The organism is Janthinobacterium sp. HH102, from assembly GCF_001758625.2.
Lineage (GTDB): Bacteria > Pseudomonadota > Gammaproteobacteria > Burkholderiales > Burkholderiaceae_D > Janthinobacterium.
In genome coordinates this window covers 6,279,555-6,292,784 of sequence record NZ_CP062062.1, presented here as the reverse complement: position 1 = coordinate 6,292,784, position 13,230 = coordinate 6,279,555, and the positions used below count along the sequence as shown (strand labels likewise).

The 13,230-nt window shown below is 65.1% G+C and carries 8 protein-coding genes; 4 read left to right on the top strand and 4 right to left on the bottom strand.

Going from position 1 to position 13,230, the window contains the following annotated elements:
* Positions 1–9 precede the first annotated feature (9 nt).
* The 4 genes from JAB4_RS28600 to JAB4_RS28585 are packed head-to-tail and all read right to left on the bottom strand — an operon-like array spanning position 10 to position 4,582.
* Positions 10–969 (bottom strand): MlaD family protein, encoded by a 960-nt coding sequence (locus JAB4_RS28600; protein WP_070224751.1) that lies wholly within the window; start codon positions 967–969, stop codon positions 10–12.
* Entirely contained in the window at positions 969–1,871 is a 903-nt protein-coding gene (locus JAB4_RS28595; RefSeq protein ID WP_070224750.1) for an ATP-binding cassette domain-containing protein, read from the bottom strand. Before JAB4_RS28595 ends, JAB4_RS28600 begins: the two co-directional genes overlap by 1 nt.
* Complete coding sequence (locus JAB4_RS28590) at positions 1,871–3,004, bottom strand: ABC transporter permease (RefSeq protein ID WP_070224749.1); 1,134 nt, start codon at positions 3,002–3,004, stop codon at positions 1,871–1,873. Before JAB4_RS28590 ends, JAB4_RS28595 begins: the two co-directional genes overlap by 1 nt.
* Positions 3,005–3,061: 57 nt before the next feature.
* Positions 3,062–4,582, bottom strand: a complete 1,521-nt coding sequence (locus tag JAB4_RS28585) for a radical SAM protein (RefSeq protein WP_070224748.1) — start codon at positions 4,580–4,582, stop codon at positions 3,062–3,064.
* A 135-nt stretch (positions 4,583–4,717) separates the two neighbouring features.
* Here JAB4_RS28585 and JAB4_RS28580 point away from each other — a divergent pair, with 135 nt between their 5' ends.
* From JAB4_RS28580 to JAB4_RS28565, 4 genes are read left to right on the top strand one after another with little or no spacing between them, the layout of a single operon-like run.
* A complete protein-coding gene (locus JAB4_RS28580) occupies positions 4,718–6,325 on the top strand; it encodes a DUF2138 family protein (protein ID WP_070224747.1) in 1,608 nt (535 codons plus the stop codon).
* Entirely contained in the window at positions 6,322–6,984 is a 663-nt protein-coding gene (locus JAB4_RS28575) for a DUF1175 family protein (protein WP_070224746.1), read from the top strand. Before JAB4_RS28580 ends, JAB4_RS28575 begins: the two co-directional genes overlap by 4 nt.
* Positions 6,981–11,522: an alpha-2-macroglobulin gene (locus tag JAB4_RS28570; protein ID WP_083287358.1), complete on the top strand. Its 4,542-nt coding sequence runs from the start codon at positions 6,981–6,983 to the stop codon at positions 11,520–11,522. The genes JAB4_RS28575 and JAB4_RS28570 overlap by 4 nt, the downstream gene beginning before the upstream one ends.
* A complete protein-coding gene (locus JAB4_RS28565) occupies positions 11,522–13,204 on the top strand; it encodes a DUF2300 domain-containing protein (RefSeq protein WP_083287357.1) in 1,683 nt (560 codons plus the stop codon). Before JAB4_RS28570 ends, JAB4_RS28565 begins: the two co-directional genes overlap by 1 nt.
* The last annotated feature ends 26 nt before the right edge of the window (positions 13,205–13,230 follow it).

The window sequence follows — 13,230 nt, the reverse complement described above, 5'->3', positions numbered from 1 at the left end:
GTGTTCTCCTTATTTGCCGGGCGCCGAAAAACCGGGCTCGCCCGGGCCGGGCGGGATGTCTGGGGCGCCGAACAAGATGCTCTGCGGCTGTTCATTGAGCGTGCTCATGGTGGTTTTCAGGGCGCGCATCGAGGAGCGCGCCTCGCCGCTCAGCTCGATTACCTGCGGCAAGACTTCCAGGGACACGCCATTGGCCACCGTTTCCACGGAATTGCCGACCCGGTCGACCGTGCCATTGACCTTGTCGAGCACGCCGCCGGGCGCCTGGATGTCGCTGCCGAGCTTTTTCCACGTGGCCGTCAGGTCCGACACGTTCTTGCTGGCCGTGCTGACGGCCGTCAAGGTTTGCCGCGTCTGTTCCGTCAGTTGCGGCAATTGCGTCAGGGTCGGTTCCAGCTGCTGCGGGATGGCGCCAAAGGCCTTGGCCGCCTTGCCCACTTCAGTGAAGGCGCCCAGCATGGCCGCCTGGTTGTCGGGGCTGAGCAAATTATTCACTTTATTGGTGATCTGCTCGGCCTGGTCGAGGATGCGCTTGCCCCGTTTTTCCAGCTGGTCGAGCAAGCCCGCGCGCAGGGGGATCAGCGACGGCTTGTCCTTGCTGGTGCCCAGCAGTGTCGAGCCCACGTGCTCGTCGTCGAGCTGGATGTAGGCGATGCCCGTCACGCCCTGGTAGCCCAGGGTGGCAAAGGTGGTATTCGTGACGGGGGTATCGGGCGCCACGCTGATGTGCACGAGGATTTGCCCCGCCTTTTGCGTGTCGAAGTCGATGGCGTCGACCTTGCCCACTTCCAGGCCCCGGTAGCGCACGGTCGCCTGCGGGTTCAGGCCCGGCACGGACAGGGTGGTGGCGAGCAAATACGGGACTCTTTCCACGCGGTCGCGGTTGAACCAGACGCCGAACAGGATGGCGGCCACCAGCAGTGTCAGTGTAAAAAATCCCGTCATCAGGGCATGTGATCTGTTTTCCATTACTTCTCCGCTTTCTTGTCTGTGCCGGCGGCGTCGCCTGGCTGCGCCGCCTTGTCCGCCGCCTGTTTTTCATCGAGGACGGCCAGCGCGCGCTTGCCGCGGTCGCCGAGGAAAAATTGCTTGATGAACGGGTGGTCCACTTCGATCACCTCGCGCGTGGGGCCGATGGCGATCACGTGTTTTTCCGCCAGCACGGCGATGCGCGTGGACAGGGCAAACAAAGTGTCGAGGTCATGCGTGACCATGACCACCGTCAAGCCCAGTTCGCGGTGCAGCGACTGGATCAGGGCGACAAAACTTTCCGACAAGTCCGGGTCCAGGCCCGCCGTCGGTTCGTCGAGGAACAGCAGCTTCGGTTCCAGCGCCAGGGCACGCGCCAGGGCCACGCGCTTGATCATGCCGCCCGACAAGTCCGACGGCATTTTCAGCGCATGTTCCGGGCCCAGGCCCACCATGTTCATCTTTAATAATACCGCGTCGTGGATCAGCGCTTCGGGCAGCACGCGCAATTCGCGCATGGGCTGGGCCACGTTGTCGAACACGGTCAGGGCCGAATACAGGGCACCTTGCTGGAACAGCATGCCCCAGTGGTTGCGCAACTGCTGCAGCTGGTCGGAACTTGCCTTGTTGATATCTTCGCCAAAGACTTTGACGCAGCCGCGTGCCGGATGTTCCAGGCCCAGCATCTGGCGCAGCAGCACCGTCTTGCCCGTGCCGGAACCGCCCACGATGGAAAGGATTTCGCCCCGCTCGATTTCCAGGTTCAAGTCCTGGTGCACGACGGTGCGGCCGAACTTGGTCCACAGATTGGTGATTTCCACCACGGGCGCGTCGCCATGCAGATCGAACTGGCCGTCCTGGCCCTCGCTCGCCTTGCAGGCGATATCGGTGTCGTTCGCCATCAGTAGCCCACTCCATTGAAGACGATGGCAAACACGGCGTCGGCCAGGATGACCACGGTGATGGCCGTGACGACGGCGGTGGTGGTGCCGCGCCCCAGGCTTTCCGTATTGGCCTTGATGCGCAGGCCGAAGTGGCAGGAGACGAGGGCGATCAGCATGCCGAAAATCACGCCCTTGCCCAGGCCGATCATGTAGTTGGCCAGCGGCACGGCATCGGGCAGCTTCTGGATGAAGTAGCGTGCCGATAGGTTCAGTTCCACCTTGGCCGCCACCATGCCGCCGATCAGCGCGGCCGTATCCGTCCAGATGACGAGCAGGGGCATGGAAATGGCCAGGGCCAGCACTTTAGGCATGATCAGGCGGAAACCGTGCGAAATGCCCATCACCAGCATGGCGTCGAGCTCTTCCGTGACGCGCATGACGCCCAGCTGTGCCGTGATGGACGAGCCGGAGCGGCCGGCCACGAGAATGGCCGCCAGGAGCGGCCCCAGTTCGCGGATGACGCTCATGCCCAGCAGGTTGACCAGGTAAATATCGCCGCCAAAGGCCCGCAGTTGCTGCGCGGAAAGATAGGACAGCACGACGCCGATCAGAAAGCCGACCAGGGCCGTGATGCCCAGCGCCTGGAAGCCCGCATGGAAGATATTGGCGGAAATTTCACGCCACGGCCCGCGCATCGGGTGGCGCGCGAAGCGGCCGATATCCTGCGTCACTTGGCCGACAAGGGCAATAAAGCCCTTCAAATGTTCGAAAAACAGCAAAATGGCCATGCCCAGCTTCATCACGGGCGTGAGGCGGTTGGCGCGCGACGGCGGCGTTTGCAGCGGCCCCGTCTCTTCGATGCGCCGGAAAAACTCTTCCTGCGACGGCGCCAGGGTCAGCTGCGCGGGGCGCTGCTTGCCCCAGGCATTCCAGAACAGCTGGGCGCCGATATGGTCCATGCTGTCGATGGCCGACAAATCCCATTGCGCCTTGGCATCGCCCTGCAGGGGCTTGAGCTGGGCCTCGATGGCCTTAATGGCATTGTCATGCGCCAGCGCGTGCACCTGCCAGGTGCCGCTGGCAGTGACAAGGGCTCCCTGTTGGGAGCTGGTCTGGGAGAGGGTCAGTTTCGGCGATTGTACAGTCGGCATCGTGCCAGTTTAAGGGAGAATGGCGCAGACCGCCACCGCTGTTCAATCGCCCGCCCCTCAGGACGCCAGGTGGCGCGCCTGCCGCTGCGGCAGGGCGACGTCCGGACGCACCTTGGCGTTGCTAGTACTCACTTCGCTTGGCTTGGCATGTGCGGCCGCCTGTGCGCCGCCCGCATAGTCGCTGGCCACGAGGGCATTGGCCTCGGCCGCGCTCATGCCGCGCGTCTGCAGCCATTGCGCCACCAGCTTGGCCAGGCGCTCCATGGCGATGCGGTGGGTGGCGTCCGTGTGGGCGTACAGCCAGTTCGAAAAATCCATGAAGTTTTCAAACGGCGACTCGCCCAGCATCCATTGCACCGTATTGGCGAAGCGGCCCGAGTTGGCCACCAGGTCCCAGTAGCGGGCGAAGCGCACGAGGCGCTGCATGCTCATGAAATCGAGCTGTTTATTGGCCAGGATGGTGTAAGGCGGGTGCGGGTCGAACACCATGCCATAGTTTTCCGTATGCCGGATGATGGGCGTGCCGCGCAGCCGCTTCAAGATGCCGAACTGGATTTCATGCGGTTTCAGGGCCACCAGCTTGTTGAAGCCGGCCGCGAAGCTCGCTTCATCCTCGCCCGGCAAGCCGGCGATCAAGTCCACGTGCAAGTGGGCGTTCGATTCTTCGCACAGCCAGCGGATGTTGTCGGCCGCCTTTTGGTTGTCCTGCTTGCGGCTGACCAGCGATTGCACGTCCGGATTGAAACTCTGGATGCCGATCTCGAACTGCAGCGCGCCGGGCGGAAATTTGCTGATGCCTTCTTTCAAGGCGTCGGGCAAGTGGTCGGGCACCAGTTCGAAGTGGGCGTAGATGGGATCGTCCGGATTCGCCTCGATCTTGTCTAAGAAGAACTGCATGATCTTCAAACTGGTCTTGATGTTCAGGTTGAAGGTGCGGTCGACGAACTTGAACAGGCGCGCGCCGCGCGCATGCAGGGATTCCATCTCGGCCAGGAAATTCTCCAGCGCGAAGGGCCAGGCCGTCTTGTCCAGCGCCGACAAGCAGAATTCGCACTTGAACGGGCAGCCGCGCGACGCTTCCACGTAAATCGTGCGGTGGCGGATATCGTCGTCTGTATACAAGGAGTAGGGCAGCTGCAGTTCCGCCAGCGGCGCCTGCACGCCCGCATGGATCTTCATCAGCGGCTTCGGGCCGTGGAGGATCTCGCCGCACAGCTTGGGGAAGGTGACGTCGCCCCAGCCCGTGATCAGGTAGTCGGCCAGTTTGACGATTTCCTGCTCGCCCGCCTCATGCGACACTTCCGGCCCGCCCAGCACGATGATGACTTCGGGCGCCACGCGCTTGAGCATGGCCACCAGTTTCGTCGTTTCCTCGACGTTCCAGATGTAGACGCCAAAACCGATGATACGGGGCTTGTTGACGAGGATGCGCTCGACCAGTTCCGTCGTCTTGGTGCCGATGACGAATTCCTGCAGCCGCGTCTGCGCCTGCAGCGGGCCCATATTGGCCAGCAGATAGCGCAATCCCAGCGAGGCGTGGGTATAGCGGGCGTTCAGGGTGGAGAGCAGGATGGTCATGGGAGGCGATGGAAACGGCGAATCCGCTATTTTACGCTGTCGCGTCAGCTGTGCGCTGCGGCTGCCAATGCCATGTTACCATTTGTCAACAATTACTAACTTGTCAATACTGCGGCAGGCTAAAAGGGATACAAGGTGCTGGCGAAAAAAGTACTCAATAAAAAAGTCCTGGTCGGGGCACTGGCCGGCGTGGCGCTGGTGGCGGCCGCGCTGGTCGGTTACCGGGTGTTCGGCTGGGGCACGCTGGGGCCGGTCAACGGCCTGAAGCTGGATTTATCGCGGCCCGACGCGCTGGTCCGCACGAAAAGCCTGTCGGCCTTGCCGCGCGACCTGCTGACGGTGCCGCTGGCGCGCGACGTGCTGCGCGAGGATTTCCTGTTCTATTACGAGCAGAGCGAAGACCGGCTGGGCCTCAAGGGCAGCCTGCGCCGCATCGCCTATGAGCATGAACTGGGCTGGGGCGACCAGATGCTGCGCATGGTGCTGGACCAGCCGGCGGAAGTGGCCCTGTGGCGCGATGCCGACGGCTCGCTCAAGCATTTCGCCATCGCCGTCTCGCGCAGCCAGCTGACGCGCCTGCTCGAGGAAGCGGGCAAGATCGCCTTGAAGGATACGCAGATGCGCGTGGCCGGCAGCTTGCGCGTCGATGGCGGCCAGGTGCCCGTGTATGCGCTCAATTATGCCTACCAGCGCACCTTGCTGTTTGCCGCGCACGGCCAGCGCCTGGTCATCCTGTCCCATCCCGGCATGCTGTACGGTGGCAGCGACGGCAAGGATGGCGATGGCACGGCCGAGAAAACCGTGGCCAGCCTGCTGGCGCCGGAGCCGGCGAAACAAAACGTCTTTCATGCGCAATTCCATCTCGATCCAGCCGCGCCGGAGGGACACAGCATCGCCGTCAAGGCCGACTTCCTGTCGTTCGGCTACCAGCCTTTCTTTGGCGCGCTCGAAGCGCTGCGCTTCGATTTTCAACAGGGCACCTGGCAATCGAAGGTGCTGCTCAATGCCGATAAACTGAAAAACGGTGCGTATGATAGCAGCGCCCTGTGGCCGCAGCTGCCGCATAATCCCAGCGCCTGTTTCAGCGTGCCGGTGGACTGGGCCGCGCTGCAGCCCGTGCTCAAGCGCCTGGGCAGCAAGACATCGGAGCCGGTGGTGCCGCTGGCCGGGCACTTGCAAGGCCCCGCCGCCGCCTGCTGGTACGGCAGTTCGCGCCTGCATACGCCCGTGTTTGTCGCCACGCGCAGTGCGCAGGCCGGCGACGACGCTGTCTATGGCAGCCTGTTCGCGGCGGCCATCGGCGGCAAGGACCCCGTGCGCAAGACCACCGGCAAGGATGGCGCCATTCGCTGGGAGCGCGGCGTCGCCACGGCCCTTGGCCAATCCACGCCGGCGCTGGCCGTGGCCGGCAATACCGTTGTCTTCTCGGCCGACGGCAAGCTGGTGGACCAGGTGCTGGCCGTGCGCCGCAAGCAGGCGCCGGCCGCCAGCGACCTGCTGCCCGATGGCGCGCACACGATCGGCCTGATCGCGCCGGCCTCGCTGGCCCGCCTGATCCAGCTGGAAGCCTTCGATACCCTGCCGGCGAATAACGAACCGGTCTTGCGCGCGGCCGCCAACGAACACCTGGTGCCGCGCCTGAACGCCCTGAAAAAATATCCGCCGCTGCGCATGGTGCTCAAGCGGCAGCCAGCCAGCGGCACGTCGTGGGAAACGCTGGAATGGCAGGAGACGGCGCGATGACGGTGTCGCATGGACGGCGCGCTGCGCTGGCGGTGTGCGTCGCTGCTGTCGCCGCACCCGCTTGGGCACTGCGCGCGGCCGCCGGGGGGCAAGTGCAGCTGTCGCAAGCCCAGAGCCGCGCGTTTCAGGCCTGGATGCTGCGCATCGTCAACGCGCAGATCGAACGGGGGCCGTCGCCGCGCTGGACGCACCGCGATTGCGCTGGCCTGGTGCGCTTTGCCGTCAACGAAGCGCTCACCGTGCATGACGCGAAATGGCTGCACGCGAACGGCATCGCCAGCGACCGGCGCTTGCCACCCGAGCTGGAACTGGACGCGAACCAGGCAGCCCTGCGCAACCGCTGGGTGCAGACGGATGGCAAGGTCGGCCACTTCGTCACGGCGCTGGCGCTGGTGCAGCACAACAGCCGCTTCGTCGCCCGCGAGATCAGCCAGGCACTGCCCGGCGACCTGCTGTTTTTCGACCAGGGCGACGAACAGCACCTGATGGTCTGGATGGGCGCGCGCATCGCCTATCACACCGGCACCGTCACCCCCGACGACAATGGTCTGCGGACCGTCGATATCAAAGAACTCACGAGCTGGAAGGACACGCGGTGGCAACCTGTGGTCAACAATCCGAATTTCGCCGGCGTGTTCCGGCTGGCGTTTTTATCATGAAGCCGATTTTTGTCATGAAGCTGTTCCTTGCCAGCCTGCTGGCCTTGGTCCTCATTGGCGGCGCCTCGGCGCAGCAGCGCGAACCGAGCAACTACAGCACCTTCAAGGGCGAGCCCTTCTTTTTGCTGTCCGACGCCAGCTACGGCAGTCTGGATGAAGCGCGCGTGCGGCTCGAGGTGCCCGGGCGCGACATGGGGCGCATGAACCTGGAAGCGTATTCGGGCGCCGACATCGTCGTCTACCGCGTGCCCGAGCCGATGGAATTCCTGAAAAAGCAGCGCAATCTGCACCGCATCCAGGTCGAGGGCAATTATCAGGGCGAGGGCCTGGCCAATACCTTGAGCTTTCTGTGGGATAGCTGGTGGAAGCAGTCGCGCCTGGCCTGGCGCAAGCTGTTTTCCGGCGAAGCGCGCCTCGCGGTCACGAAAGAACAGCCGCAACTGGCAACGAAGGACGCGATCCGCAAGCCGACCGTATTTGCCAATCATCCGCAGTACAAGCCGATCAAGGGCATGGAGCTGGTCGACAGCTTCCGCTATCCGATCTGGCAAGCCAAGGCCATCGCGCCGCCGAAAGGCGTCAAGCTCGATGGATCGAGCAGCGACTTTATCGTCGCCGGTGCCGGCAACGTGATGATCCCGCTGGGCAAGCGCAAGCCGGGCTTGTACCTGGTCGAAGCGATCATCGGCGAGCACCGCGCCACCACCCTGGTGTTCGTGTCGGACACGGTGGCCGTCACCAAGGTCTCTTCCGGCCAGATGCTGGTATGGACGGCGCGGCGCGACAACAGCGCCGCCGTGGCCGGCGCCAGCGTGGCGTGGACGGACGGTACCGGCGTGCTGCAGTCGGCCGTGACGGGCATTGATGGCGTCGCGTCGCTCGAGCGCGGCAGCCCTGAACACACGTATGTGCTGGGCCAGGACGGCGCCGGCGGCGTGTTCGTGTCCGAGAATTTTTACTATGACAGCGAAATCTATAACACCAAGATTTATGCGGTGACCGACCGGCCCCTGTACCGTCCCGGCGACGAGGTCAACGTCAAATTCCTGGGCCGCGAATTCACCTCGGCGCGCGCCTCGCAGGCAGCAAGCGCTGCACCGATCAGCTTGAGCGTGCTCAATCCGAACGGCACGCCGCTGCTGACGCAAACGCTGCAGCTGTCCGGCGATACGGGTGCCGACACGCGCTTCCGCCTGCCCACGGAAGCCACCGCCGGCGGCTATGAACTGCGCTTCAATTACAAGGATGGCGTGTATGGCGCGGCCTTCCGCGTGGCCGAATACGTCAAGCCGCATTTTGAAATCAACGTCCAGCCATCGAAACCGGAATTCAAGACGGGCGAGGCGGTCAAGGGCAGCATCGCGCTGCGCTACCCCGATGGCAAACCGGTAAAAAACGCGAAGATGACCTTGTCCTTGCGCGGCCAGCAAAACACCATGGTCGAGGGGGAGCTGCGCTACAGCGGCCTGTTCCCGGTGGCCTTGAAGACCGAGGAAGTGACGAGCGACGGCAGCGGCAATGTGGACTTCACCTTGCCGCCCGCCGCCGATCCGTCGCGCTACATCTTGACCGTGCTGGCAACCGATGGCGCGGCCTACCGCGTCAAGACGACGCGCGAGCTGATGATAGAGCGCTCGAGCAGCAGCTACCAGCTGAAGGCCGTGCGCCAGTTTTCCGATCCGGGACAAAACGTGCATTTCGACCTGGTGGCCGATGGCCAAAGCGCGGCCAAGCCCGTGCGCTGGGAGATGGTGCAGCTGGAAAAACAGAGCAAGACCGAGGGCGCCTTCGATCCGGCTGCCAAGGGCTGGGACGTGACGTTCCCGGCCTCCGGCTCGTATCAGCTGGCGCTGCGCGACGAACGGGGCAACCTGCTGGCCGCCGCCAGCCACTGGGTCGCCGGCGATGGCGTGCAGACGACGCCGGGCAGCATCGAGATCGTGCTGGACCGCGCCCGCTACCGTCCGGGCGACACGGCCGAGGCATTGATCACTTTCTCCGACAAGGTCGACCAGGCGCTGCTGACGCTCGAGCGCGACAAGGTGGAACACCATGGCTTGATGGCCGGCGCTGCGGATTGGTACCAGGCGAAGCGCGTGGCGCCGCGCCAGTGGAGAGTGCGCATCCCGGTAAAAGAAGAGCATGGCCCGAACATGACGTTCTCGGTGGCGTACACGCGCAATGGCGATTTCGTGTTCGAGAACGCCGGCCTGCAAGTGATCGAGCCGCGCATCGCGCTGCAGTTCAAGAGCGACAAGGAGGTCTACCAGCCCGGCGAAAAGGTCACGCTGGACGTCAAGGCCACGCTGGACGGCAAGCCCTTGAGCACCATGGTGGCGCTGGGCGTCGTCGATGAAATGATCTATGTGCTGCAGCCGGAAATAGCGCCCGACATCGGCGACTTCTTTTACCATCCGCGCCGCAACAACGTGCGCACCACGGCCAGCCTGTCTTTCATCAGCTACGACATGGCGCAGGGCCGCACGGCCGGCGCGCCCGCGCGCCACAACTACAACGAGCGCGGCGTCAAGGTGCTTGAACGCCCGCGCCGCGACAATATCGATACGGCCTACTGGGCGCCGTCGTTGAAGACCGACGCCAACGGCAATGCTCGCGTGAGCTTCACCATGCCTGACGCGCTGACGCGCTGGAGGATCACCGGCCGCGCGATGGATGAGCAGGGGCGCGTGGGCCAGCGCACCGCCTATCTGCGTTCCGACAAAAACTTCTATGCCAAGTGGACGGCGCCCGACTGGATGCGTGCCGGCGATGCGCCGCGCGCCTCGGTGGCCGTGTTCAATCAGACGGGCAAGGAGCAGGCGCTCGACGTCGTCCTCTCGGGCGGAGCGCAGCCGAAGACGGAAAAGCTGGCCGCCAAACCGGGCGTCAACTACATCGAATTTTCGCTCGCTGCAGGCGCTAGCGGGCCGCTGCGCCTGGAACTGAAACAGAACGGCAAGCTGGTCGACGCGTTAGAGGCGGCCATGCAAACCTTGCCCGCCGCCTGGAGCAGCCCGCGCTCGCTGGTGCTGCCGCTCGATGGCGCCACCGGTGATATGCCGCTCAAGCTGCCGGCCGACGCGCGCAATCTCCGCGTCTCGTTCGCTCAAGGAGCAGCCAGCCAGTTCGCGCGCATTGCCGACGACCTGATCGACTATCCGTATGGCTGCGTCGAGCAGACGGCCAGCCGTTTGATTCCGCTGGCGCTGGCCACGCAAAGCCTGGGGCCGGACGCCGGCGCCCTGCAAACGCTGCTCACGGCGCAGCGCCTGCGCCTGGTCTCGATGGCCGGCCCGAACGCCGTCTTCGGCTGGTGGGGCAACGCCACGGCCGGCAATGCCCTGATGACGGCATACGCTTATTACGCCGACTGGTACGCGGCGCGCGCGCTGCATATCGAACTGCCGCCCGAGCACTGGAACAAGCTGCTGGCCGTCTACAGCGAACATGGCTTGAAGGATGCGATGGGCGACCGCGCGCTGGTGCTGTGGATGGCGCGCGAGATGGGCTTGCCCACGCAGACATTGGCCGCGGGCCTGGTCGACGACAGCGCCATCGCCACCTTGGGCGGCAAGCCGCGCCAGGCGGGCGACAGTAGCAGCCTGCTGCTGGGCGGAGCCCTTGATCGCGAAGCGCAAGCGATGAGCCTTGGCCTGGTGGCGCTGGTCGCCAGCCAGAATGGCGTCGCCTTGCCGCATTCGCTGCAGTTGCAAGTGGCCAGCGCCTGGCAGGTGTTGCGCGAGTCCAAAGCGCCAGTGGCGCAAGCCTTGCTGATGCTGGCCGGCGAAATACCGCCATCGCAGGCGGACGCGGTGCTGGCCGGCGTGCGCGCCGAGATGCCGACCCTGGACCGCGCGATGACGTTGATGTGGGTGCAGAAGAAGCTGGGTGGCGCATCGTTCGGCAAGGGGCCGGCCGTCGCGCTGGACGGCGCCTGGCAGAAACGCGACAGCCGCAGCGGCCATCCGCTGTGGCGCTGGCTTGACGCCAAGGGCGTGCCTGATAAATTGCGTCTTGCTGCACCGGCGCCGGCCGGCACGGTGGCTGTGGTGCAGTACGACAGCTATGCCGCCGAAGCGCAAACCTTGCCGGTCGCCGTCGAACGTCGCATCCTGCGCATGAAGGCGGGCAAGGGCGGCTACACGACGGAGCTGGTCAAGCCGGGCGAGGCGCTCAGCACGGACGCGCTGTACCTCGATGAAATCACCTTGAAAGCGGCACCGGGTGCGAAGCACCGCTTTGGCTTGCTGGAGGTGGCGCTGCCGCCCGGTGCCATGGTCGAATCGACGACCTGGGGCATGGTCATGGCGGGCGACAAGCCGGTCGCGCTGGAACGCGCGCGCCACACGGAGCGCCGCGACGGTTACGCGGTGCCGGTCGAGCCGTTGGAAGGCGCCGTGACCGTGCGCCATTTGCTGCGCTTTGCGCAGAAGGGCAGTTACGTGCTGCCGCCGGCGCGCTTTTACCGCATGTACCAGCCGGAGCAGAAAGCCTTCGAGGGCGGCGGCAAGAGCACGCGCGCGTTGAAGGTCGAGTGATGCGCTTTGTACGTCCTGCATTGATGGCGGCCCTGCTGCTGGCCATGCCTGCCTGGTCGGCTTCATTGGACGTGGCCTGGTGGCGCGACGGCAAGATGGAGGTGCGCCAGCTGCGCCAGGGCGGCGCAGCGCCGCCGCCGTTTGACGGCGCGCGGCAAGTGCCGCTGGCCAGCCTGTGGAAGCTGTTCGTATATGTCTACGCGAGCGATAACAAGGTGGCGATGCCCGACTACCGTTGCGGCGGCCGCGATCCGGAAGAAGTATATTGCTGCGATGCGGGCCAGAGCATCGGCCACGATGCGGCGCTGGCGCAGTCCTGCGGCCCCTTCTTCTCGCCGAAGCGTCTGATGATCACGGCCGCGCCGTGGCGCCAATACTGGACCACCCGTTTAGGTAGCGCCCCGGCAGGCGACTTTGCCTGGCTGGCGGACCCCGCGCAGCTGGCGCCGGGGCGGCTGGTACGGCTGGACAGCCTGCTGCGCGCGCTGGACAGCATACCGGCTGCCAGCCGGATGGATGCCGAAGCGGCGCTGCTGCGCGTGGTGCTCGATGGTCGCGGTGCCGGCACGGCGCGCTGGTTCGGCAGCCAGTTGCGCGTGAAGACGTATTCCTGGCACGAGCAGCGCCGGGTAGATGAACGGATTGGCGGCGCGGCTGGCTGGCTGGCCGACGGCACCCCCATCTGGTTTGGCGGCGCGGGCGGCAGCAGTAATGTCTTTGAACAGTGGGCGCCCAGGCTGGCTGCCAGTCTGCCGCCAGTGGGTGCGGCCGACGATGGCGGCTGCGTGGTTGTCGATTACTTCAAGCGCTATCCGATCCGTGCCGTGCGCGGCGAGCGCGGCGTTGCCGTGCCCGGCCCGCTCAATGGCCGCTACCATGTGCAGTTCGAAAATGGCCAGAACCTGGCCTTGCGCAGCAGCGGCGAGTTGATGCTGGTACAAGAGCAGGGAGGCCGCCCGCAATTGCGCGGCCGCTTCGGCGTCAATGAATATGTGGCGCGCGTGCTCGACCGCGAAGCGAGCGCGAATGAGCAGGAAGCGGCCAAGGCGCTGGCGATTGCCGCGCGCACGTATCTGCAGCAGAACGCAGTAACCGTCGCGGGCTGCCAGCAGATCGCCGACAGCAGCGCGACCCAGCGCGTCAGTCCCAGCCCCGCCACGCCGGCGGCGCTGGCGATTGCGCGCTGGACCGACCAGCTGATCGTCGATGGCGTCACCGTGCGCTATCACAGCAACCAAGCGTCGGAGGGCACGATGGCGTGGAGCGAGGCGGTGCGGCAGGCCAGACAGGGTAAGCACTATGATGAATTGCTGGCGGCGGCCTATCCGGGCGGCGCGCTGAGCACCGTTGGCAATACCGGCGTGCGTTGCCGTCGCCTGGCGCAGAACGAGGATTGGCTGGCGCGATCCGTGCCGCGCTGGCAGCGCGTGCTGCTGCGCGAGGCCGGCTACGAGGCGCCGCCGCAAGCGCCGCTGGTCTGCGCCCTGTCCAGCGGCGCACCGTATTCGGAACAGTCGCGCAACCGCATCTTCATGCGCCCGCTGGCCACGCGCGAAGACCGGATCACCTTGGCCCATGAATATTTGCACCTTGGCCTGCGCCGCCATCCGCGCGGCCAGGACGAAGAATATGTCGAGCGGCTGGCCCGCCGGCTCGTCGACCTTAACCTGGAGGCCCTGTGAGTTTTTATATCCGTTGCTCGATTCCG